Source organism: Paraburkholderia fungorum (assembly GCF_900099835.1).
Classification (GTDB): Bacteria; Pseudomonadota; Gammaproteobacteria; order Burkholderiales; family Burkholderiaceae; genus Paraburkholderia; species Paraburkholderia fungorum_A.
This window is the reverse complement of the sequence record NZ_FNKP01000002.1, coordinates 1,573,040-1,596,537: the sequence shown is the minus strand read 5'-3', so window position 1 is coordinate 1,596,537 and position 23,498 is coordinate 1,573,040. Positions and strand designations below refer to the sequence as shown.

Sequence of the window (23,498 nt, the reverse complement as noted above, 5' to 3'; positions counted from 1 at the left end):
TTAGCAGAAATTCCTGCTCGCAGTTACGAGTCCGCCGAGCAGGTGTGACATGTCGACCAGCCGCTGCGCCACGAGATGTCGCACTTCGCCCTGGCATTGCCACGTCCCGTACACAGCAAGTAAAGACGCGCCAAGTGCTTCCTTCCGCTGCTTCTCAAGCAGACTGGGCCAGACGATGACGTTGACGTTGCCCGTCTCGTCTTCGAGCGTCACAAACATCACACCTTTTGCGGTGCCAGGACGTTGCCGGACCGTCACGAGACCGCACCCTCGCGCCAGTCGCCCGTCGCGGTACGTGCGTAATGTCGATGCGGGCATCAGCCGGTTCTCGAGAAGTTGTGGCCGGAGCAACTCGAGCGGATGCCGTCCAAGAGTGAGTCCAGCTGAGCGGTAATCCGCGACGATATCGTTCGCCTCCGTCGGCGCACCGAGTTCGGGCGTCTCATCCTGGACCGCAGCAACGGCAAGCATATCCCGGTCCGGTACTGCTGCAACTGATTGCCACAAGGCCTGCCTTCGGTTGCCTGCAAGCGAGGTCAGCGCATTGGCGTCCGCCAACACGTGAAGGTCCTTCCGGTCGAGCTGAGCCCTGCGAGCCAGGTCGTTGACGCTTTCGAACGGGCGGACCGCCCGGGCATTCTCAATCCGCTCAGCAGCCCCGTCCTTCATGCCGCGAAGCAGCGACAGACCGAGGCGAACGGCTGGACGCGGTGCATCTGCGCGCGATTCAAGTGACGAATCCCATCCACTTATGGAGACGTCTACCGGAAGCACTTTGACTTCATGTCGTTGAGCGTCCTGCACCAGCTGTGAAGGCGAATAAAATCCCATCGGCTGCGAGTTCAACATTGCTGCGAGAAACGCCTCAGGTTCGTGACATTTCAGCCAGCTACTCGCGTACACGAGCAACGCGAAACTTGCCGCATGACTCTCTGGGAAGCCGTATTCGCCGAAGCCCTTTATCTGCTCGAAGATGCCCTCCGCGAAGGCCAGGTCATAGCCGCGTTCCTGCATGCCGTTCACGATGCGGTTGTAGTATTTTTCCAGACCACCTTTGCGTTTCCATGCGGCCATCGCCCGTCGCAACTGGTCAGCCTCGCCGGCAGTGAATCCGGCGGCCAGGATAGCCACCTGCATGACCTGCTCCTGGAAAATCGGCACGCCAAGCGTCCGACCCAACGCGGTCTTAAGCGCGTCGCTCGGGTACGTGACCGGTTCGAATCCCTGCCTGCGCTGCAGATACGGATGAACGGCGCCACCCTGAATCGGACCCGGTCGCACAATGGCTACTTCGATGACGAGGTCGTAAAAGGCTCGCGGCTGCATGCGCGGCAACATCGACATCTGTGCGCGCGACTCAATCTGGAAGACGCCGACTGTATCGGCGGCAGAAATCATGTCGTAGGTCGCCGGGTCTTCAGGGGGGATATCCTGCATCTCGAAGCGCTCACCACGCTGCTCCGACACAATGTCCAGAGTGCGACGAATCGCAGACAGCATACCCAACGCGAGCACATCGATTTTCAGAAGTCCAAGCGCTTCGAGGTCGTCCTTGTCCCATTCGATGACGGAACGGTCGGCCATCGCAGCATTTTCAACTGGCACCAGCCGCGTAAGCTTGCCGCGACTGATGACGAAGCCTCCGGAATGCTGGGACAGATGCCGGGGAAAGCCGAGTAACTGCGACGCGAGTCTCGCCCATGCCTGGATGAGTGGCCTCTCCGGGTCCAACCCGGATTCTGCAAAGCGTGCGAGCAGGTCCTGACTCGTGTCGAACCAGTGATGGCTCTTCGCGACCACATCGACAATCTGCGGGTCGATGCCAAGCGCCTTTCCGGTTTCGCGCAATGCGCCTCGTGGCCGGTAAGTCGACACGGCAGCGGCAATCGCTGCGCGGTGGCGACCATATTTGCGATAGATGTACTGGATGACCTCCTCGCGTCGCTGGTGCTCGAAGTCCACGTCGATATCAGGTGGTTCACCGCGTTCCTTGCTGATGAACCGCTCGAACAGCATGTTGCCGCGCGCCGGGTCGACCTCTGTGATGCCGAGGCAATAGCAGACTGCAGAATTGGCGGCCGAACCGCGCCCCTGACACAGGATGTGCTCGCCACGGGCAAAGCGGACGATGTCGTAGACGGTCAGAAAGTACGGTTCGTACTCGAGCTCGGCGATAAGTCCCAACTCGTGTTCAATCTGTTCCTGGACAGTGTGAGGGATGCCCGATGGGAAACGTCGCTGCGCACCGATGTACGTTTCCTGGCGGAGATATCCCGCTGGCGTGAAACCTGACGGCACCAGTTCGTCCGGATATTCGTAGCGCAGCTCATCGAGCGAAAAGGTGCAGCGACTCGCGATGTCCACCGTCGCCGCGAGCGCGTCGGCAGAATACAGATTGGCGAGACGTAATCGTGAGCGCAAATGCTGCTCGGCATTTGGTGCGAGGTCATAACCACACTCGTGCACTGGTTTGCGGACCCGGATTGCGGTCATGGTGTCCTGCAGTGGCTTGCGCGAGCGCACGTGCATGACTACGTGCCCGAGCGCGACGACGGGCACATCCAGATTGCGCGCAACAAACTCGACCGAGCCTCGGTGGATGTCGTCCATGGCTCGCTGGTGTAGCGCCAGACCTACCCATGCGCGGCCGGTAAAGGCGTCATCCAGCCACTCAAGCTGTGCGGCGAGGACGTCCTCCTTCGCCGGGAAATCGGGTACGAGGATAGCGAGACAATCCGGCATCCCGCACAGGTGCCGATAGTCCTTTTCGGGTCGCGACAGGTCTTGCGGTGTCAAGCGATATTCGCCTTTTGGTGCGCGCGTGCGGGCGAGCGTGACCAGTTCGGACAGGTTGCCGTAGCCCTCACGATTCTTTGCAAGCAAAATCAGTCCGAACGCTGGCGAACCATCGGCATTGACCAGACGGAAGTACGAGCCGACGATAAACGGCAGTCCAACCTTTTTCGCTGCGACATGCGCCCGGACAACCCCCGCGAGCGAGCATTCGTCGGTCACCGCGAGCGCCGAATAGCCCAGCTGTGCGGCGCGTTCAGACAGCTCCTCGGCATGGGATGCGCCATGCAGGAAGCTGAAATTCGAGAGGCAGAAAAGCTCGGCATACGCCGGCAGGACATTGAATGTAGTATCCATGACGCATCAGCCGAACAGTCCGTGCAGGAACCAGCGCTGCTCTTCCTCGGCGTCGCGACTGCTGACGCGCTCGCGGTATATCCAGTAGCAGCTCTGGTCGTCCGCCTGCGCAACGAAATAGTCGCGCGTCACCAGTTCACCGTCAAACCAGCCGGCTTCGATACGCTCACCAGGCGAGACCATCCGCAACGGAGAACCATAGAAAGGGCGATGCTGACGCATCAACAACCTCACCGGGTTGTCCAGCATCCATGTCGGCCGTGGAAGCCCCAGCGGAAGTGCGTCCTGCTTTGACTTTTGAGCTACTGGAATCCAGCGGTTCGCAATCTCGGGCCGATGGTCGGCACTCGGTGCGGACCGAAGAACATTCTCTTCGCCAAGCCGCGCGACGAGCAACTCAAGAAGCCGTGCGTGGTCTTCCTTGGAGCCACCGGGCTCAGGGAAGAGGGTGTCTGAAGCAGGCGCCGCGGACTCCACCCGGGATGCGTCGAGCCGCAATGCGATGACGGGTGCAGTAAGCTCAACGCGGTGGAGCCGCTCTTTGAGCAACCTGACAAGATGCTCCTCTTTCCACGTAGGCTCGCCCAATGCGATGTCGATAGCCGTCGGCGCGATGGCGTCGCGGCCACGCTCATGTTCGAGGAGGAGCTTGATGCCGGTGACCGCCAGTTGCTTGGCGCACAGCCAACCACACAGTTGCACGATGAGCCGATGTGCTGCAAACACGGCACCGTCCGCATGCTCGAGGCGGTCTGGCAACTCGATGCGCACGGAAAAATTGGGTGGCAATTCGAGCCATTCGAACAGTTCGGGCGCGATTCCGAACGCGCGGTCCAGCGAGTCGAGCAGATGTTCACCACATCGTTTCTGCAAACCGGCACGAGGCAGGCGCCTTATGTCGGCGACAGTCTCGCAGCCGAGCCCTGAGAACCACTCGCCGAACGGCCGCACTTCGGGAACCGCCATCATTGGGAGGAAGGACAGGCGTTGCTCGAGCGATGCCAGTTTGAGCACGCGACGATTGCCAAACTTGGCAAGCAGCCATCCGCCCTGACCGGTGGGCGCGGCGCTAATGCGGGCAGTTAGCCCGAGTGTCCTGAGTACAGCCTTCGCTTCGCGACACAGCGCAAGCAGCCCGCCAAAGAGCCGCAAGCTGGCGCCGACTTCGACCACGACGGTCGCTTCAGCGAGCAAGGTAACCTCGGGCGAAAAGCGCATCAGTGCAACTCCGACTTCCCGTTGCGCTGCGTCCTCCTTGCCCGCGTCGCGTTCGTGCATCTCGGTTTCTGGCGATAGCGTCAACACACCGCCGCGCTTCATGCCGAGACGCACACCTGCAGCGCGAGCCGCGTTGTCGGCGATGACAACCTTGTCTTTCTCGAGCACGGCACTCCCATGTGGCGGCTCAGGTGACCACTTCGGTCGGAAGACCTCGAGCGGCAACTTCGGCAAGTGGACGGCGAGAAAGACGCGCATGTTGGGAAAGCAGAACAGGAGTTGGCTGAAGGGGAATCGACAGAGGCTCTGCGCGAGAGGGCCCTCGTCGTTTCACAATGTCGACGGTCAGACCGTCGGCTGATGGTCTCAAAGCAAGCCGCAATAGCGCGGGCGATGAATCCTGCGCGGCGGCCAGTGGTCTGACCATCACAAACAGGGTCTCGGATGATTGCGCCGCCAGATGCAGCCGGCGAAGCGATGAGGCTTGCGCGTACTGCGTCCAGAAAATGAGTGCGCCGCAGCTACCTGCGCGCAGAATCTGCTCGGCCGACCAGAGTGCATCGGCTGTCTTCTGCGCTTTGACCCGCAGGACCTGCTCGATGGGAAGTCCGATGTAGTTCAATCCGAGTCCGCTTGGCGTGTGGGGCGGCTGTACGAAAGCAACAGGCCGATTCGCAGTCGCGCTTAGCGCGGGACGCAAAAGTCTTAGCTCTCCCACGCCGGCTTGCTGGACCAGCAAATCGACAAGCGCGCCGACGGGCCAGCCTCCGCCGGGAAGCTCCGCGGATAGCGCTGGGTAGCCTGTTTCGACGACCCGGCCGCGGCCGCGCGCGAGCTGGGACGCCCGCCACAAGGACGGATGTATCTCTTCGGCGGTGGCGGCTGCGCTAGTCATATGGCATCAATGTACTGTATATTTATACAGTATCGTACACGCAAATCCACGATAGCGAACTGACACTTTTTAACCTTTGACCCAGCTATCGCTGAAGCCCCTGCTGGATATGGAGGGCAGTCAAAAGCGGCGGTTAATCGCCAACAGTGTCATGCGCACCCGTTCGTCGCGGGCGGAAATTCGGAGCCGGGCGAGAAGTTAGGCATTCGACCGGACGGAACATGTGACCTGCGTCATTTAAAGGAGCTGAATCATGAGGGCGGATGAATGGGTTCGGGAAGCCGAACGCGAAACTAAGCTTGTCGATGCTTTGTACAAGGCACGCTCCGTTATATCGATGCACAACGGTATGACCGTCAGGTGCGACGGTGAAGAGTGGCCGCTCGACTTTGGTCAGGAGCTGAATATGATTGACGCGACACTGAAGATGGTCGGAGTTGACAGTCGGCGTGTTGACTCGACGTCCCACAGAATTGAACGTAGCGTCAAACGCTAGCTAAATGTGAAACCCGCAGTTTTCATCAGACTACGGAAAAAATGTGAACTGAGTAGAAGCTGCTGTCGGGCTGACGGGCATCATCGCTTCAGCCTTGCGCATCGCGAGGATGCATATCTCGCTGCCCATCCGGCCTGTCCAAAAAAGACGAACCATTTTTGAATTAGCGAACCGATATACTGATAGTCAGGATTTCGTATCCGGGGTCAGCATGCGTGTCCGCCGCTTCTTCTGCTTCCTCTCGAGAGGCGAAGGACTTGGCTTCTTTGATGTCAGGTGCGAGGCCGATGTCACCGTCCTCAGCGCTACATAGAAAATGTTCACCCGTTTTTACTACATAAGCGGTAGTCACATCGGCCTCCCGGCACTGTACGCGGAACTTCAAGTTAGGCAGTGTTCACACCGACAGCCGTCGCTCTGCTACCGGCCCGAATTGAACGCGCTTGCGAACCCGATGCATCGGGTTCGCAAGCGAATACATAAGCCGGGACGCGGCTTCAGAACTTCCGCGTGAAGGCTTTATCTATCTGTGCATCCCCGACTACCGGTAGAAAGTCAGTTAAGCGCATAACGCTTTCAGCTGCCGCCTGAGGCGGGGTTAGTCGCAGATGCCGGCATGGCGGCGTTCGACTTTTTCTGCATCTTCTTGTGCGAAGTGGTTGCGCCCGGCGCCATAGTATCTGCTCCGGATGCGCCGGAAACCGTATTGGTTGAACCGCTAGCATTCGGCTTGCTCATACCTGTCCCGCCCTGACCGCCCCCGGCACCACCGCCTGCGCTCTGCGCGTATGCAGTGCCAGAAATACCGATACATAAGGCTGCAATCAAAAATCCCTTTGTTGAATTTCGCATGGCTGTCTCCTCAGCATAGCGGTCGTTGGCACCGGAAGGTGTGAACCCGCTATCATGAGGACCGCAATTCGCATGCCTCACTAATTACCGAGCGGCTTACTTGAATATTCGCCTCATCTGAAAATCCCGCGTGATAGCTAGGCGCAGAACGACAAAAGCAGAATCGATAGATTCTGCTTGTCGAAGTGACGGGTTTACACGCGTAGGTGAGTTGCTATCGGCACCGCCCCGTATGTCGCGGACTCTCGGACCGCCAACGCACCAATACTATTTCCACGCGCGTCCAGCCTGTCCGCAAGCGCCACTAGAAATCGGTGCAGGTCAATACTTCCGTGTCGCAGTACAAAGCTCTGCACCAGGTCTTCGATGCATGCTGTACGGGATGCAACGTGCAGCATGCTCTCGACATGCGAGGCGCCGACAGCGAGTTCTACCTCAAAAGCGCTTTCAATACGGATTTGTCTTTCAGCTGCAGGTTTGCGGGCCGCCTTCATTTTTCTATTTCCTCTATCGCGGGACGGTCCTGAGTTGGCGAAGGTGGGGGCAGCCTTCGAACTACAGAACCGTCGCGACGCATCTGTCAACGAAACTGCGAAGCGCGCCGTGCTGAGGTTCGGCCAGCAAGTGCGAAACGACGTGAAGTATGTCGGACCTGCGAAGCATACTCCAGTGACTGACATTCTCGACTGCGATATTCCGCTGATATTCAGAGTCGATACCAGCGCACCCCTGCCAACCGACAAGACCGTCCGATGGTAAATAGACTGAAGTGTGTCGCACGTCCGAAGCGATACTCGTAGACCACATCAGCGGGAATGCCAATGGCCGGCACCCCAATGTTCCAAAAGTCTGCGGGAGCCTGTTAAGTCGCGACCGCCAATTGACCTGACGCACTATTTTTTATTAAGCATTCTGGCGAACCAGCGTGCCTTCGTGAAGTCGCCGAAACAGTCGTAAACGGGTAGTCCTTCAACGCTTCAACGAACATGTTATTGCCGGCGCAGACTGTCACTCAGTTACAACTATGTCCGCGGCGGAGGAAGCGGCTTTCGTGAGGTCTGCGACGAATCCTCGGGCGTCTTTCTGATAGCGCTGAGTCTGTGATTGACTGGCTGAAGTGAGTCCGCCCTGAACATCAGCGAGGATTTCCTGTACGTGCCGACCATATGCCAGACATTTTTCCGCAGTGGGCTTACCAAGACTGGCGGAGAGCGCCAATAACTCGTCGGGCCTCGAGGACATGGCCTTCACTGCAAGCGCGTGATTTTCGGCAAGCGTCGCCTTAAACACCTGAAGATTTAGCGCCGTTAGCTTCTCAAAGCCTTCGAAGGCCTTCGTCGAAAATGCGAACAGTTGCTGAATAGTTGCTGCTTGGGCTTCGAACGCGTGCTGGGGAATAAGCGTGCTCATGACTGCTCCATAAGGGGAGACGACGAGTGCGTAATCGGTCAGTCCTTCGACCATGGAGCACACGCCGAGGACCGGGAGGTCCTTTGCTGCAATGCAGCAAAATTCATTGTAGGCGCATCAGGTGAGAAGTCAATTGAGCCCTAGATGACATTGGTGAGGGGACGTCCCACACCGCATGCGTCAGCGAATCCTCCCGTTCTTCGCGCCAGAAAGCATGACCGATTGACAAGGGGCACAAGCAACGCCCCTCATCATTGGACCTCAGTTGATTATTTAACAGCCTGTCCTGCACCTAGGTCCGCGCCGGTTACAGGGTCTATTGCCGTATCGGATGCCGTGCGTGCAGCCATCGCACTCAGCACCTCAACGTCGTTGCCCGATACATTGACGCTCGCTAATCCGTCGCCCCCGTCGACAGCCGGCTCCGGTGATTCAACAAATTCCCAGTCCGGTCCTTCATTCCACGGACCGCGCGGGGAGTCGTCGCCTTTAGACATGTTGTAGTACACGCTTGTGAACTCCGGCACGCCGGGGAGCTTGCCCTGCGGGAAATTTGGCTGGATGGAATGAAGCGCCTTTTCGAATGATTTCTGATGGGCGATTTCACGTGTCATCAGAAAACCAAGCGTCTCCCTGATGCCAGCATCATCCGTCACATTAATCAGTCGCTCGTAGACAATCTTGGCCCGGGCTTCGGCCGCGATGTTTGAACGCAGGTCGGCCGTAGGCTCGCCAATCGTATCCACATAAGCCGCCGACCAAGGTACGCCTGCAGAGTTAATCAAGGCAGGTCCGCCGCCATAGAGTAGTGAGGTGGTGTGCGAATCATTACCTCCACCGGTCATGGAACGGTACAGCTCCGCTTCACTTTCCACTGCCTCTGCGAGTTGCCCTTTAGCCCCCTTGTTCAGCATGGCGATGATGGAGCCGATGATTTCCAGATGGCTCAGTTCTTCCGTTGCAATATCGAACAGTAAGTCTTTACGACCGGGGTCGTCTTCCCCAACAGCTTGAGTGAAATATCGGCAGGCTGCGCCGAGCTCGCCTTGGGGGCCGCCGAACTGCTCAAGCAGCAGATTTGCAAGACCGGGATTCGGGGCCGTAACGCGCACCGTGTATTGAAGCCGTTTGTTGTGTACAAACATGATGTTGTCCTTTCAAAAGCCGGGCCGGACGGCTAACCGCCTGGAACGCCGGGCGAGTCGGATTCAGGAACCTCGAGCGCAGCGCACACAGTGGATGCGGCGGTTCGCGGCTGACGTCTCAGAACGGTTGGATAGTTCTGGCGAGATGCGGCGACACGCCGCGTTTGGTCAGGGAAGTCTCCTGACACGCCGCATGGCCTGTTCCTGAGCGTTGAATTCAACTAAATTTTTTGGCCCGACAGGTACGCGCGTGACAAATCCTGCAAAGACCGATTCTTGCAGTTCCGGTTTTGATAGGTGGTCGGCTTAGCTAACTTACGACTGGGTTCGAAGGTGGAACCATGAAGCCGTTTGTAAGTCACAAGTACCCGCTTGTTCAGAGGGCTGGAGCTTTGAAGGATTTGGACGCGCATAGCGTCCACGGGTGAAATGGTCGTCACCATTAATGACTGAAGCGCTTTGCGTGCCCCAGAAGAGGATACTTATTTTTGGCTAACTAGGCCCCGGCGGTACGGGACAACACGATAGGTGGCTCGCTAGAAAGGGCCAAACCGCGATGATAGGCACCATCGTGTTGGTCACGTTGTCAATGTCTGGATAGACTTATCCTGCGGTTGCCCGCTGCTGCGGGATTGACGAAGAAAGATTTCCGCGATGCCCTTGGTTGGAATACTTGCTTCCAACTTCGCAAGGTCTTTCAGTTTGACCCACTGACAGCGGGCTATTTCATTCGACGGCACCGGCTCCGCATGTTCCGGCAGCCTGACAATGAAGACGAAGTGCCGGGTTCGCAAGCCCCGAAACTGGAAGAGGTAGTGGCTGCTCGAAACGTGCAATCCCGTCTCTTCTTCAAGCTCGCGAATAGCAGTCGACGCAATTTCTTCGCCGGCCTTTTGCCGGCCACCTGGGAAGGCCCAACGACCACGCTCTCGAGCAACCAGTAGTACGTTGCCTTCGCGCTCACATATAACTGTCGCTCGTCGCTTCATCGTATTCGCGTCCCTTATTGGGCTGGTCGAGCAAAAGGATTGATGGGGTACACCTTCTCAGGTTTTTGGACCTTTTCGAGCATCTGGACTTTGGGCCAGTGTCCGACCATCGTTTCCAATTCACGCACGACGTTGGCTTCCAGCGCCTGTATTCCAGCGTCACCGTGAAAATTTGCGCTGAACGCCGCATGAAATCGGTACTGAAAATGTCCTGACACTTCAGCGATTCGCTCTGCCGTTCCAGACTCAGCGTAGATGACCGACTCAGGCGAAAATGGGTCGTAGTAAATCACGTTCGCATAGTTAGTATTGACTGCAACGCATGGCTCATCGCAGACCAACAGCGACCCCACGAGCTGGATTGAGCCTTTCTTGCCCTTCGGCGTCTTGAACACCCAGATGCGATTGGGCAAGCGACCAGCAAGGTCCGAGAGCTTCGCGTTGTTGGAAGCAAAGTATCCGACCTCGCCGTGCTTGAGATTTGTTTCGAGCTTCTGCCAGTAGTAAAAGATGTCCATGCAATGGTGCTTGAATGTTCGATTGTAAGTAGATGGCCTTTGATATTACCAACTCCGTGTATACTCTTTCAGGCTCCGTGAGAAATCCGCCTCGAACTGGCGCTTGTGTTTATCTGACAGTCTCGCTTCCGCTGCCCAACTCGGTTCATCGGAAGCAACGAAGTTATGTCGAAGATAGCTGGAGCACTTTTTCCACGACCTCCACGACCTCCACGACCTCCATGACCTCCATGACCTCTTTGAACGGTGCTACATAGAGTTGGAAGTCGTGCACCCTCACGATTTCGCAAAACGCAGAGAGTTCATCTGGGGCAAGGAACCACGCAGTTATCTCAAAGCCACGCCCCGCCATCTGTGCGATGCAGCGTTCTGCTTTCAGAGGGCGCTCGCGGGAGAGAGTTCTGTGGCCCATGCCCGCAAAAAGTCCCGCTGAAAGTAGCGTCTCGAGTACCGCTTGAGCGGCTGCGGGCCCGCCCGCACCGCGAAGCGGCTCTGAAAAGCGCAGGTTCGTCTAGCGCCAATAGTCGGCCGCGATTACGGCGACGGTGTCATCACGGTGCACCAATGCCTCGCCATTGGTGCACAACAGAAGGCCACTGTGCGGGGCGTGCAAGGGTACGGGTGCGCGGTCCAGCCGGTCGATGTAATGATAGAAGCCGATGACCGCTCCCTCCTGAACAGTTTCTCCGAGCTCTCGCATCGGCTCAAAGAGCGCGGTGTCGTCGGCATGCAGATAGTATTCCGGCCCTGGCACGGAGACCACCCTCGAAGGCGCTGCAACCATGGGCTGGGAGTGGTCACCACTTAAATGTCCCAGATGCTTCAGAAGTCGCAACAGCCCATCAGACGCGAGTTGGACGGTATCCGGCGTCACCAACGCACTGCCACCCAGCTCACTTGCCAGCATCAATTTTCCGGCGCGTTCGACGACGTCATCGAGCATGACGTCCGCATGGTCTTCGCGAAGGATGACGGTCAGCGGCGCTCCAAAGCTTTGGGCGGCCGCGAGAAAGGCGTCGGTGCGCGCAGCATCTGATTGTTCGTGGATGAAAGTACAAGGGAGAAACTGTAGGGTTCGCCCGCCCGAATGCAGGTCGACCACATTGTCGACGCGCGGCACCAACTCATGAGTCACGAAGTGTGCAAGGCGCTGCGTCACCGTTCCTCGCGCATCACCCGGAAACTCACGATTCAGATTGCCTCCATCAAGTGGGGATAGGCGCGCTCTTGCAAGCGCCGCTGGCAGGTTCAGCGACGGAATGATGATAATCGACCCGAGCACGACGTTCGGGTCGAGGCCATGCGCGAGCTTTGACAATGCCACCTGGCTTTCGTACTCGTCGCCATGACTCCCGCCAATCAGAAGTGTTCGTGGACCCTCACCGCCACGGAAGTAAAAGACTGGTATGCGCAGGTTCTGCCAAGCGCTCGCATTCGTTGAGCTCGGCAGTTCGAGGTAGGCCGCTTGTCGGCCTTCGCGCTCCCAGTTGATGTTCAGCCGTCCCATAAAACCCCCGCCTTCATCCTGATTGATTTGGACCTCTGCGCTGCCCGTCGCGAGGCAGCCCGAGAATTAGACTAAAAAGTCCGGGTTATGGAATGTCCTGGCAGCCGGTCTATTAGACCGGCCCAAAGACAGCACCCCTCGCAAGCCCACCTTGACATGAGGATTGAGCGCTATTCAAAGACCCTTGACCATTTATACCATAAAGTCTAGTCTATACCCATCGGTACAGATTCAGCAACATACCTGCCCATACACTGAGCCACCGCTCGCGGTGTGGGGATTACCCCCAGATGCTGCCGAAACCGATATTACGGTCGTTTATTTGGTCTTCCACGAGAGAGTGAGGTTGGTCATGAGGCAGCAGGCATTGCGTGCGGTAGCCGTGTTCGCGTTGTTTATGAGCGCGTTTTCGTTTTCGGCACAAGCAAAGGAATTTTCGACAATCCGCTTTGGCGTCGAAGCCGCGTATCCCCCGTTTGAATCCAAAACGGCGACCGGCCAGCTCCAGGGCTTTGATATCGACCTCGGCAATGCACTTTGTGCACAACTCAAGGCAAAGTGTGTGTGGGTGGAGAACTCGTTTGACGGCTTGATTCCTGCCCTCAAGGCACGCAAGTTCGACGCTATCGATTCCGCCATGAACATCAATGCCAAGCGCGCCGAACAGGTGGACTTTACAGTCCCGCTCTATCTGACACCGGCGCAGTTGGTGGCGAAGAAAGGCAGCACGTTGCAGCCGAACGCGGAATCGCTGGCAGGACATAAGGTAGGCGTGCTCCAAGGCTCCATCCAGGAGCAGTACGCCAAGCAGATGTGGGCGCCGAAGAACGTGGACGTGGAAAGCTATCAGACACAGGACCAGGTGTACGACGACCTGGTTGCGGGCCGCATTGAGGCGACTTTCGTCGATGCGACGGCCGCCAGTCTCGGCTTCCTGAACCAGGCGCATGGGAAAGACTTCGTCTTTGCTGGCCACTCTGTCAATGATGCGAAAATCATCGGAACAGGTGTCGGTATCGGCGTGCGCAAGGGTGACCATGAGTTACTTGACGCGCTTAACGGCGCATTTGCAGAGCTGAAGCGCGACGGCACCTACCAGCAACTTCTGAAAAAGTATTTCACCGTGGACCTCGCCGTGCATTGAGCCGCAAGTGCGGCATGCTGCATGCGCATTCCGCATTCCAAAAAGGCTATGTCATGACCAGAGCAAACACTTCGACGAACGGTTCCAATCATTCCGTGAAGCAGGCAAAGCAGGCTCCGAAGACCGGAGCCCGACGAGCCAACCGGAAGATATCGCTTGGACCGCTCGCACCCTATTGCGCAGTGGCCGACGGCATCGCAATGCTGTTTCCGCCGTACACGGAAGTTGTGCTCCATAACCTTGCGACGCAGACCGTGGTCTACGTCGCGAACAACCAGTCCAGGCGTGAACTGGGGGACGACTCAGCCCTCGACGATATTGAGTTCGATGACCGGGAGACGGTCATTGGCCCCTACGAGAAGCTTGGCTGGGATGGTCGCAAGGTCCGGTCGACCAGCGTTGTCGTGCGCACTGAAGCGGGAGAGCCCATCGGTGTGATGTGCATCAACTTCCATCTGGCGGCCCTGGAACAGGCGAAGCAGGCGCTTGAGTTGCTGGTGTCGAGCACTGTGCTTCAGCCGCAACCCGAGAAGCTCTTTCACGACGACTGGCAGGACCGGGTGAACGTCTTTCTGAATCACTGGCTACAGGAACGTAAGCTCACGCTGTCCATGCTCACGCGAGAGCATAAGCGCGCACTCGTCGAGGCACTCCATGAAGAGGGTGCATTCAAGGGAAAAAGCGCGGCAAATTACGTGGCGAAGCTGCTGTCGATGGGGCGTGCCACAGTTTTCAACCATCTGAAAGATTTGAGAGGTAACGGGTGACAAACGATTTATTTCAGCGGATTGAAGAGGCGCATCGCGCCATTCGCCCACAAGTTGCGGTGACGCCGCTTTCGCACAGTCCGATGCTTTCGAAGGTGACCGGCTACGAGGTGTATCTGAAGTGCGAGCATCTCCAACTAACCGGCTCGTTCAAGTTCCGCGGTGCGTCCAACAAAGTTCGTCTGCTCGACGAAGCGACCCGCCGCAACGGTGTGCTGACTGTCTCGAGCGGCAACCACGGTCAGGGTGTGGCGCTCGCGGGCAAGCTCGCGGGAGTGCCGGTCACGGTCTATGCGACGAGCTCTGCGTCGGCAATCAAGCTTGACGCCATCCGCGCGCTGGGAGCCGAAGTCATCACAATCGATGACACGTCACTTGCGGTCGAACTTGAAGCGGGTCGGCAGGCGAAACTCAAGGGCATGACTTTCGTGTCCCCGTACAACGACATCGACGTCATTGCAGGGCAGGGCACCATCGGGGTCGAGTTGAGCGAGCAGGCGCGCGCGGCCGGCATCGACCTGGCTGCGGTTTTCGCTTCTGTCGGCGGGGGCGGGCTGATTTCGGGGGTAGGGACGGCCATCCAGCACCTGAGCCCGGAGACAGAAGTCATCGGCTGCTGGCCGGCCAACTCCACCGCACTCTATAGCTCCCTGAAAGCGGGCGAGATTATCGAAGTCGAAGAGCGCGACACGATTTCCGATGGCACGGCGGGCGGCATCGAGCCGGACACGATTACTTTTGGCATTGGCCAGAAGGTGATTTCGGACACTGACCTTGTGACCGAGGAAGAAATCAGCGCTGCGATGAAACTGCTCGCTCAGACCGACCGCTTTATGGTGGAAGGTGCCGCGGGCGTCGCGCTGGCTTCGCTGCTTCGTCTGGCGCCCCGCTATCAGGGACGCGCGGTGGCTGTTGTACTGTGCGGTCGGAACATCATGCTGAACAAATTCATCGAGGCCGTAAAGTGAAAATCTGGACGAAAGACGAAATCATTGCGCGCTTCGATATGGAGCGTGCTGTGCGCATGGTTGAGCAGGGCTTCATCGCCTATTCGCGCAAGACGACCCAGGTGCCGCCGATTCAGAACTTCCAGTTCGAAGCGATTAACGGCGAATGCTGCATCAAGTCGGCCTATGTCGACGGGGCCGATACTTTCGCGGTGAAGGTGTCTTCTGGCTTTTACAACAACCCCGCTGCTGGCTTGCCTAGCAATAGTGGACTTGTCATGCTCTTCTCGGCAAGGACAGGTGCACCCGTCGCATTACTGCAGGATGAAGGCTGGCTGACCTGCGTGCGCACGGCTATCGCCGGACAGCTTGCGGCACGTGTACTTGCGCCGCCTGAGGTTCACGGCATTGGCATCATCGGCACCGGCGTGCAGGCGCGGTTGCAGCTTGAGTATCTACGCCCGGTCACTTCGTGCCGCGAAGTCCACGTCTGGGAACCAAATGCCGAGCGACGCGCTCAGTTCGCCGACGACATGTCGGTGGTCGGCTTCTCGGTTCATGCTCACGATACCGCTGACGGTGTCGCGTCCAATTCGAACTTCATTGTGACCGCGACCCCCTCGCGCAAGGCGCTGCTGGAGTCCAACTGGGTTCAGGATGACACGCATATCACTGCGGTCGGAGCCGACGGTCCGGGCAAGCAGGAGCTCGACCCCGTTATCGTTAGTCGCGCAGATGTGATTGTGGTCGACTCGATTGCTCAATGCAGCAAGTACGGCGAAGTCTCACATGCGTTGTCTGCGGGACTGATTCAGCTCGAGCAACTGACCGAGCTCGGAACCTTGCTGGCAAGTGGAAAGCGCGGCCGTGACGATTCGCGCGGCAAACAGATTACTGTTGCGGACCTGACCGGTGTAGCCGTTCAGGACGCACAAATCGCCGATAGCATTGTAGGCGTCACTGCCTGAGGGGTTGAAGGCGCTTGTGCACATCCCGGCAGAGCGGGGATGTGTGGGCTTCAGGGGCTCCTGGGCAGAAGTCTGTGCGTTGGGCGTTAGCAGACCGGCGCGGCCTGCGCCGCGTGTGGAAACTCTCAGTACGGATGGTGGCGCAACCAGTCCGCGTATGTCGCAATGCCATCTTCTAGCGAGACCGAAGGCGTATAGCCCAGGACGTCGCGGGCGCGGGTCTGGTCGAATGGCCCGTTCCGGTCCAGTACATCGATGGTGCCAGGACCAATATCAATCTGCGCATCAGGGAACTGCGCTTTGACCAGAGCTGCTACTTCGGCATAAGACCGCTGGTCGTCCGCGGTGACGTTGAACACGCTGAATCTGGACATGTCAGCTTTGAGCGCGAGAATGCTCGCCCGTGCGACGTCGCTAACATGGACATACTGAAAGCGGTAGTCGCGTCCCGAATCTTCCCTGGTCAGCATGCCATAAATGGCATTGCGCAGCATCGTCTTCAGATAGCACTGCATGAACTGGCCCGGCCCGTAAATCCAGCCTGGCCTGAGCGACACGATGCGCATGCCATACAGGTTGTTATAGACGGCGGCGAGTTTTTCCGTGAATACCTTTGTCGCGCCATAGGGCGTGGTCGGGTTAAGTGGTGCATCTTCGGTCACGGTGTCCAGTTCGTCGTTATTGCCGTATGCGCACTCCGAACTGAAATTGACCACATGACGAATGGACTTTAACCGCGCCGCTTCGAAGACGTTGGTTGTACCCAGCGCATTGGTCACAACCGTTTGATACGGAATCTCCCGGGAAAAGAACGGATGGGAAATCGCTGCGGTATGAATGATTTCCGTGACCGCAAAGCGCTCGATTGTCTCCAGTAGCAGGGGCAGGTCGCTCAGGTCACCCTGGACATAGTTCAGGCCAACCCGCTCATCGTCTTCGCGCGCACGACGGTCATAGCTGACTGCGGTCCTGTCGTCCGCGCACAGCTGGGAAAGTAGCGTCTGCCCAAGAAACCCGCAACCTCCTGTAACCAGAATCGCCATTGTCACCTCCTTCAATAGGGCAAGTCTTCAGTCAAAAACTGCTTTTCCTTCCATGCCGCGAGCAGCTCCTGCGGCGTACAGAACCAGACGTCTTCGTGCTGCTTCATATGGGAAATCAGCGCGTCCAGCATCGCGATGCGTGAGGCCCGGCCGATGATTTCCGGGTGCATTGTCAGCATGAAGTAGCGGCCTTCCCGATACAGCGCATCGAACTCCGCCTTCCACAGCCTGAATACCTTGTCAGGCTCCTCGATGACTGCACCGACCTGCGGCACGGCAGAATAGGCAAACTGTTCCCAGTCGTCCAGTAGCCACGTCACGGGCAGCTCGAGGAGGCGCCGCCCGCCAGCCTGAACGGAGTAGGGAACATCTGTTCCCATGAGGCTGCTGTCGAACTCGAAGCCGTGCTTGCCCAGTAGCTCAAGTGTTTGAGGGGTCACTTCCCATAGCGGCGCGCGAAATCCATTTGGTGAAACGCCGGTGATGTCCTCCAGAATTGCTTTTGACCGGGCCAGGATGTCGTCTTCCTGCTCGTAAGTCAGTTCGTCGGTACGCTCATGCAGATAGCCGTGGCAACCAATCGGATGTCCGTCGTTATGGATGGTTTTAACGAGCTCGCGGTCAATCTCCGCGGTATAGCCCGGGATGAAGAACTGCGCCTTAAGCTCGTGGCGCCTAAGTAGGTCCAGAATCCTGGGAACACCCGCCCGGCGTCCGTACGCCCCCATCGACATTAATGAGAGCCGCTTGTGGTTCGCTGCGTCGGTAACCCATCCAGACTCAGCGTCCACGTCGAAGCACAACGACACAGCGGCGTGATAGCCGTTGGGCCATTCAAATGATTTCATATGCATGAGCATCCCCGTTATGTCAGGACTCAGGTCATTTAGTCGTCACGATGCCTCGATGTTCGCTGGCCGTCCACTGCGGGCGATGCGCGAGCGGCGACGGACGACGACGATAAGAAGGCCCGTGACCAGCGTTGCTGCGCCGAGATACCACGCGTTGTACAGGTCCTCTGGCGAGACGGGATTGGCGCCGGACGTGTACCCGATGTAGGCGAGTACACCGATGGCAAGGACAACAGGCGCCGACAGCGACGTCGCAAGCAGCGGGCGGTGCAGCTTCCACACGGCGACAAGCATGGCAGCAAGCGCCGAGATGTACGAGGCGACGAGCGTAATGGTGACCACATCGTAGTACCAGACAATCTTGTCGAGCGGCTTCCACCAGACGAGAGCAATCGCGGCGATGGACACGATTGTCGTGGCGAGCCAAGGCGCCTTGCGACTGTTCACCGCACTCAACGCGGCGGGGAGGTGATTCTCCTCGCTCATGCGATAGAGCGTACGGGCCGCCGCATTCGACGATATCTGCAGTCCGGCGCAAGCGGACGTGATAACCACAAAAAGGGCAAGCCACGTCATGGATGAGGGCAGGTAGGTGTGCGCGACGGCAGCTATCGGGCCACCATTTCCATTTTCAACAATTGCTGCGAGTTTGACGACGGGGACGGCGTATTGCCAGCCAATAGCGGCAAGGCTGTAGATGACGAATGCCGATGTCAGAACGAGTAGTAGCGAGCGTTGCACCGTCCGGACTGGTACGCGGGCTTCCTCAATGTAATTGATGGCCGAGTCGAAGTTCGCGAGCATCCAGACACCAAAAAGCACGCCCGGGCCAATGGATGACAGACCACCGGCCTGCTTCAGCGAATACATTGAAGCGAGCGACAGTCCGTCGACGTGTGGCCGAAGAATGCCGAGCAGACCGAGGCCCGCGACGACGGCAATTTCGAAAATGAGGAAGGTGCCTGCGACCTTTGCGGTGACCCCGACGCCTCTGCAGGAGATGGCGAAGAAAGTCAATATCAGCAAGGTGCCAATAATCTTTGCATTTAGCAGACCGGCGAGCGCCGGAAAGAGCGCCTGAATATACTCGGTGCTAATCAGCGCGCACATTGGCGTGACGGCCGTGCAAGCCACGGTGTAGGTCCAACCCAGAACGGTCCCCACTTCTGGATGGAGAAAGCGGGAGCTGAAGGTGAACACGCCACCCGCCGACGGAGCCTGTCGCGTCAGAAACACCATGCTGAACGCCAGGACAAGCATCGGGAAGAAGTAAGCAATCAGGATGGCAAGCGGTGCCTGATGTCCGGATATCGAATACAGAATCGACATTGAGGAAGCGGCTACCCACGCAGGTGCATTGAAGCCGAGTGCGGAAAGCGTGACATCCTTGGTGCCTAGCGTGCCCTTGTTCAGCGCTGTCGGCACTTCTTGGACAGTGCCGTGTCGGTCATAGCCAATAACGTCTGAGAGTTTCATCGTGTGGTCTCGCTGTAGAACAGGTGGGTAGTCGGAACGCGGAGGGCTGGCCCGTCCACGTCCGGGACCTTTGAACTACCGATTAGCCATTCATGACGCCGCCTCCGTTCACCCCGACTATCTGCCCCGTCATGAAGGACGAGGCCTCAGACGCGAGGAATAGGGCGACATCTGCGATTTCCCGTGTCGTGCCAAGCCGATTGAGCGGGTAGCGCGCAGACTCCTCCTCGATGTACGTCGCCCCGAGCGCCTCGACCATTGGCGTCAGTACGCCTCCCGGCGCGATTGCATTGACGAGCACGCCGGCTCTGCTCAGTTCGCGGGCGAGTGATTTGGTTAAGGCGATGATTCCGCCTTTCGCTGCGCTGTAGTGGGCGAGGTTTTCGCAGCCGACTTGCCCGAGGTCCGAGGCGATGTTGATGATTCGTCCGGAGCGTTGCTCCTTCATGAGACGCGCGGCCTCCCTGCAGAAGTGAAACGCTCCATACAGGTGGACTTTAATCATGCGGTCCCACATGCCAACGGTCATTTCGGTGAACGGCGATTCCTGAAGGAAGCCGGCATTGTTCACGAGCACGTCGATATGGCTGATATCCGAGAAGATGGCTGCCACGGCAACAGGGTCCGACACGTCGGCCTCTACCAGCGCAAACGTGCCTCCGGACTGCCGAATCTCGTCAGCCAGCGTACAAAGCCCTTTGCTGCCGGGAAGGTCATTCAGCAGGACATGCGCTCCGCGACGCGCGAAGGCGAGTGCAATCGCGTAACCAATGCCGCTCGCGGCGCCGGTCACCAGACACGTTTTCCCAGAAAAGTTATTCGGTTTAGACATGGCAACTCCACACGATGAGGGAATGGCGCCTTAGCGCTTTGGTGGCCAAACTCTAGAAAGGTCAAAATCCCTCATCAATTCCGGCGGCATAAAGTCAACTTATCGACTTGCGAAAGCGACATGCGTAGTTACGCAGAAAGGAAAGCTGACTTGTTTCATCCGAAAATTTTCATGACTCGGCTTGGTGCTACGTTTGTCAGGTGCGGACCCATCCTCAAGGAGCTTTCATGGCCAGCAATCTGCCTCAACCGCTTGATGCGGGACTCGTGCCGCGGTTCGCCGGCATTCCGACATTCATGCGTCTGCCAACCGTGACTAATCTCACGGACGTCGACATTGCTCTTGTCGGCGTCCCTTGGGATGGCGGTACGACAAATCGGGCTGGCGCGCGGCATGGACCGCGCGAGATTCGCAACATGTCCAGCTTCATGCGCCGGGTTCATCACGTGAGCGGCATTGCACCGTATGACCTTCTGCGTGTCGGCGACGTGGGGGATGCGCCCGTGAACCCAATTGACCTGCTGGATTCGCTCAGGCAGATTGAACAATTCTTCTCGACTATTCATCGGGCAGGAGCAATCCCCATTTCGGCGGGTGGAGACCACCTCGTTACCCTGCCTATCTTCCGAGCGATAGCTAAAGACCGGCCGGTGGGGATGGTGCATTTCGATGCACATTCGGACACCAACGATACGTACTTTGGCGACAACCCGTACACTCACGGAACGCCTTTCAGACGTGCCGTCGAAGAAGGTCTGCTTGACCCGCATCGCACCGTGCAGATTGGCATTCGCGGTTCTGTGTATTCCGCGGACGACCTGGATTTCGCAAAGGCCGCTGGTATCCGGATTATCCAAATGGAGGAGTTTGCGGATATCGGTGTCGCGGCAACTCTCGAGGAAGTGAGGCGTGTCGTGGGCACCGGGCCGACGTATGTGAGCTTCGATGTAGATGCGCTGGACCCGTGCTTTGCACCGGGTACCGGTACCCCGGAAATTGGTGGCATCACGACGCTGGAAGCGCAGCAGATGCTGCGTGGCCTACGTGGCCTGCACCTGGTTGGTGGCGACGTCGTCGAAGTTTCACCACCGTTCGACCCGAGCGGTAATACGGCGTTGGTGGGCGCCACGATGATGTTCGAATTGCTCTGCGTGATTGCCGAAGCGCACGCTCAACGTCGTACAATCGCGAGCGAACAGCCTGCGTTTGCAGAAAACTGATTTATCGTCAGCGCTTTGACGCGTAAGCAGCCTTAACGCTCATGTGCGCGCATGCTTCCTCAAGCGGCTGGCGGAGTGCCATCGCTTACGATAACCATGCTTGGAAATCTCTCAGACATCGACCTGAAATCATTGCGCGTGTTCTGCACGATTGTCGAGGCCGGTGGTTTCACCGCCGCCCAGACAATCCTTAATACGGGACTGCCGCGCCTGAGCATCATGGTTCGCGACCTTGAAGTCCGGCTTGGCACCAAGCTCTGTCACCGTGGACGACAGGGCTTTCAGGTGACGGAAGAGGGGCTAGCGGTCTACGAGGCAGCCCGCGTCCTGTTCTCCGATGTGAGCCGCTTTCTTGACAGCGTGGGTGCGTTAAGCGGCCAGCCTACCGCGAGACTGGCACTGGGGGTGGTCGACGGCTTGCTCTCATACCCGGGCTCACCGACGGTCGCGGCGCTGCAGCGCTTTCGCAAGAGGTTAGAGTCGACGCATCTGACGCTGCATGTCATGCCGCCTGACGGGCTCGAAAAGGCGGTGCTAGATGAGAAAATCGCGCTGGCGATTGGAGCTTTCCACCACCGCCTGTCGGGACTCGTCTACACGCCTGTCTTTTCCGAGGAGCAGCATCTCTATTGCGCGAAAAGTCATCCGCTATCGACGGCGTCCGGGGTCGGACTGATGGAGGCGATTGCCGAGGCGCCGTATGTCGAGCGAGGCTACATGCTGGAGAGCAACAAGCCGCGGCATGTGGCGTTTAACCGCGTGGGGACTGCATTCTCGATGGAGGCTATCCTGACGATGCTGCTCACGGGTACATACATCGGTTATCTGCCATGCCATTACGCGCAGCGGTGGGTTGACGAAAGAGAGCTCTTTTCCCTTGCTCCGTCCGCGTTCTCCTATTCGTCGCTCTTTAGCGTTATCACGCGACAGGGCAAGCAGCTCGATGCTACGACGAGTCTCATGGTCGAAAGCATGTCTGCACGCCCCGACGAGTGACTTGCCAAGTCAAATCCTGACTGAACAGACCGCTGACAGGCTCACAACTTTCTGGTTATTTTCAGCTTGCGTTTGCCAGTACAGGCGGTAGCAACTCATCAATGGCATGGTCCATAGCTGCCGGCTCCGTGCCAAAAACACCGTCTAGGTAGTCGGGCGAATCCATGCGCAAATGTCCACAAGACATTAGTGGCAGCGTCTTTTCGTCCGTTGGCGCCTCAACCTGCCGCTCTTCGCCTGTCACGGCGCGGTCGAGAGGCACCAAATGACGGATACCTCTGAAATCAAAGCGCTACTATTTGATGTTTTTGGCACTGTCGTTGATTGGCGAAGCGGCGTGGCGCACGACGTCGACTCGTTCCTCGCCCGCCACGCAAGTTCTGTCGATGCCTTTGAACTCGCCAATGCCTGGCGACGTCAGTATTCGCCCGCCATGGAAGAAATTCGGAGTGGCCGGCGCGCGTTCGTCAGGCTCGACTTGTTGCACATGGAGAACCTGACTAAGGTATTGACGGATTTTGGCATCAAGGTGGGCTCGATTCCGGCGGAGGAACTGGCCGAATTGAAACTTGGGTGCATCGACTCGGTCCGTGGCCTGATTCTGTCGAGGGGCTGTTGCGGCTAAAGCGTCGATTTATCGTCGCGCCGCTGTCTAATGGGAACATCCGACTGATGGTCGACATGGCCAAGCGGGCTGCGCTACCTTGGGATGCAATTCTCGGCGCGGAAGTCGTTAAAGCGTACAAGCCGACGCTGCGCGTCTACTCAGACACCGTTGAGATTCTCGGTCTGAGCCCTGCCGAGGTCTGCATGGTCGCGGCGCATAATGGCGACCTCGCTGCAGCACGGCAATGCGGACTAAAAACGGCCTTCGTTGTCCGGCCGCTCGAACACGGGCAAGGCCAACAGACCGATTTGAAAGCCGAGAAGGACTGGGACTACGTGGTCGGAAGTCTGGCAGAGCTTGCTGCGCAGTTAGATTGTCCCACCTGACATGCACACGTCTAGCAGAAAGCTAATCGAAGGCTCGGGCGTACTTGCTACCTGCGAAACCGAGGAATAGGCTCGGGCCTT

At 58.0% G+C, this 23,498-nt stretch carries 21 protein-coding genes and 1 pseudogene; 7 read left to right on the top strand and 15 right to left on the bottom strand.

Going from position 1 to position 23,498, the window contains the following annotated elements; all coding sequences use genetic code 11:
- The 11 genes from BLS41_RS23035 to BLS41_RS22970 all read right to left on the bottom strand — a co-directional run bounded on the left by BLS41_RS23035 (window position 1) and on the right by BLS41_RS22970 (window position 12,180).
- Window positions 1–3,150, bottom strand: a complete 3,150-nt coding sequence (locus BLS41_RS23035) for an error-prone DNA polymerase (RefSeq protein ID WP_074769018.1) — start codon at window positions 3,148–3,150, stop codon at window positions 1–3.
- A 6-nt stretch (window positions 3,151–3,156) separates the two neighbouring features.
- A complete protein-coding gene (locus tag BLS41_RS23030; protein WP_171910293.1) occupies window positions 3,157–4,626 on the bottom strand; it encodes a Y-family DNA polymerase in 1,470 nt (489 codons plus the stop codon).
- On the bottom strand, window positions 4,556–5,263 hold the full coding sequence (gene imuA / locus BLS41_RS23025; RefSeq protein WP_074769016.1) for a translesion DNA synthesis-associated protein ImuA: 708 nt from the start codon (window positions 5,261–5,263) through the stop codon (window positions 4,556–4,558). Before imuA ends, BLS41_RS23030 begins: the two co-directional genes overlap by 71 nt.
- Before the next feature lie 659 nt (window positions 5,264–5,922).
- Window positions 5,923–6,111 (bottom strand): hypothetical protein, encoded by a 189-nt coding sequence (locus tag BLS41_RS23015; RefSeq protein WP_074769012.1) that lies wholly within the window; start codon window positions 6,109–6,111, stop codon window positions 5,923–5,925.
- Between the two features lie 224 nt (window positions 6,112–6,335).
- Window positions 6,336–6,611 (bottom strand): hypothetical protein, encoded by a 276-nt coding sequence (locus BLS41_RS23010; RefSeq protein WP_074769010.1) that lies wholly within the window; start codon window positions 6,609–6,611, stop codon window positions 6,336–6,338.
- 1,008 nt (window positions 6,612–7,619) lie between these two features.
- The gene (gene phaP, locus BLS41_RS22995) at window positions 7,620–8,021 is read right to left on the bottom strand and encodes a TIGR01841 family phasin (RefSeq protein WP_074769004.1); all 402 of its coding nucleotides are present in this window, start codon (window positions 8,019–8,021) and stop codon (window positions 7,620–7,622) included.
- Window positions 8,022–8,290: 269 nt separating this feature from the next.
- The gene (locus BLS41_RS22990) at window positions 8,291–9,166 is read right to left on the bottom strand and encodes a manganese catalase family protein (protein WP_074769002.1); all 876 of its coding nucleotides are present in this window, start codon (window positions 9,164–9,166) and stop codon (window positions 8,291–8,293) included.
- 578 nt (window positions 9,167–9,744) lie between these two features.
- Complete coding sequence (locus BLS41_RS22985) at window positions 9,745–10,155, bottom strand: NUDIX hydrolase (protein ID WP_074769000.1); 411 nt, start codon at window positions 10,153–10,155, stop codon at window positions 9,745–9,747.
- 14 nt (window positions 10,156–10,169) lie between these two features.
- Window positions 10,170–10,673: a hypothetical protein gene (locus BLS41_RS22980; RefSeq protein ID WP_074768998.1), complete on the bottom strand. Its 504-nt coding sequence runs from the start codon at window positions 10,671–10,673 to the stop codon at window positions 10,170–10,172.
- Between the two features lie 163 nt (window positions 10,674–10,836).
- On the bottom strand, window positions 10,837–11,085 hold the full coding sequence (locus BLS41_RS22975; RefSeq protein WP_074768996.1) for a hypothetical protein: 249 nt from the start codon (window positions 11,083–11,085) through the stop codon (window positions 10,837–10,839).
- Between the two features lie 99 nt (window positions 11,086–11,184).
- The gene (locus tag BLS41_RS22970; RefSeq protein ID WP_074768994.1) at window positions 11,185–12,180 is read right to left on the bottom strand and encodes a succinylglutamate desuccinylase/aspartoacylase family protein; all 996 of its coding nucleotides are present in this window, start codon (window positions 12,178–12,180) and stop codon (window positions 11,185–11,187) included.
- A gap of 352 nt (window positions 12,181–12,532) precedes the next feature.
- Here BLS41_RS22970 and BLS41_RS22965 point away from each other — a divergent pair, with 352 nt between their 5' ends.
- From BLS41_RS22965 to BLS41_RS22950, 4 genes are read left to right on the top strand one after another with little or no spacing between them, the layout of a single operon-like run.
- Window positions 12,533–13,324 carry an ABC transporter substrate-binding protein gene (locus BLS41_RS22965; protein ID WP_074768992.1) on the top strand — a complete coding sequence of 264 codons (792 nt, stop codon included), beginning with the start codon at window positions 12,533–12,535 and terminating at the stop codon, window positions 13,322–13,324.
- Window positions 13,325–13,338: 14 nt separating this feature from the next.
- Complete coding sequence (locus BLS41_RS22960) at window positions 13,339–14,091, top strand: helix-turn-helix transcriptional regulator (RefSeq protein ID WP_290439531.1); 753 nt, start codon at window positions 13,339–13,341, stop codon at window positions 14,089–14,091.
- The gene (locus BLS41_RS22955) at window positions 14,088–15,059 is read left to right on the top strand and encodes a threonine/serine dehydratase (protein WP_074768990.1); all 972 of its coding nucleotides are present in this window, start codon (window positions 14,088–14,090) and stop codon (window positions 15,057–15,059) included. The genes BLS41_RS22960 and BLS41_RS22955 overlap by 4 nt, the downstream gene beginning before the upstream one ends.
- Window positions 15,056–16,006: an ornithine cyclodeaminase family protein gene (locus BLS41_RS22950; RefSeq protein ID WP_074768988.1), complete on the top strand. Its 951-nt coding sequence runs from the start codon at window positions 15,056–15,058 to the stop codon at window positions 16,004–16,006. The genes BLS41_RS22955 and BLS41_RS22950 overlap by 4 nt, the downstream gene beginning before the upstream one ends.
- A 125-nt stretch (window positions 16,007–16,131) precedes the next feature.
- On the opposite strand, the gene BLS41_RS22945 is transcribed toward BLS41_RS22950, so the two are convergent.
- The 4 genes from BLS41_RS22945 to BLS41_RS22930 form a co-directional block, all read right to left on the bottom strand.
- Window positions 16,132–17,049, bottom strand: coding sequence for an NAD-dependent epimerase/dehydratase family protein (locus BLS41_RS22945; RefSeq protein ID WP_074768986.1), 918 nt, complete (start codon window positions 17,047–17,049; stop codon window positions 16,132–16,134).
- An 11-nt stretch (window positions 17,050–17,060) separates the two neighbouring features.
- Entirely contained in the window at window positions 17,061–17,903 is an 843-nt protein-coding gene (locus BLS41_RS22940) for a polysaccharide deacetylase family protein (protein ID WP_216350616.1), read from the bottom strand.
- Between the two features lie 39 nt (window positions 17,904–17,942).
- Window positions 17,943–19,376, bottom strand: coding sequence for an APC family permease (locus tag BLS41_RS22935; protein ID WP_074768984.1), 1,434 nt, complete (start codon window positions 19,374–19,376; stop codon window positions 17,943–17,945).
- Window positions 19,377–19,458: 82 nt separating this feature from the next.
- Window positions 19,459–20,208, bottom strand: a complete 750-nt coding sequence (locus tag BLS41_RS22930; protein ID WP_074768982.1) for an SDR family NAD(P)-dependent oxidoreductase — start codon at window positions 20,206–20,208, stop codon at window positions 19,459–19,461.
- Window positions 20,209–20,435: 227 nt separating this feature from the next.
- Between BLS41_RS22930 and speB the strand changes: the two genes are divergently transcribed.
- The 3 genes and pseudogenes from speB to BLS41_RS22915 all read left to right on the top strand — a co-directional run bounded on the left by speB (window position 20,436) and on the right by BLS41_RS22915 (window position 23,417).
- On the top strand, window positions 20,436–21,428 hold the full coding sequence (gene speB, locus BLS41_RS22925) for an agmatinase (protein WP_074768980.1): 993 nt from the start codon (window positions 20,436–20,438) through the stop codon (window positions 21,426–21,428).
- A 96-nt stretch (window positions 21,429–21,524) separates the two neighbouring features.
- On the top strand, window positions 21,525–22,424 hold the full coding sequence (locus tag BLS41_RS22920; RefSeq protein ID WP_074768978.1) for a LysR family transcriptional regulator: 900 nt from the start codon (window positions 21,525–21,527) through the stop codon (window positions 22,422–22,424).
- A gap of 265 nt (window positions 22,425–22,689) precedes the next feature.
- Window positions 22,690–23,417: pseudogene (locus BLS41_RS22915) on the top strand (haloacid dehalogenase type II).
- Window positions 23,418–23,498 lie beyond the last annotated feature (81 nt).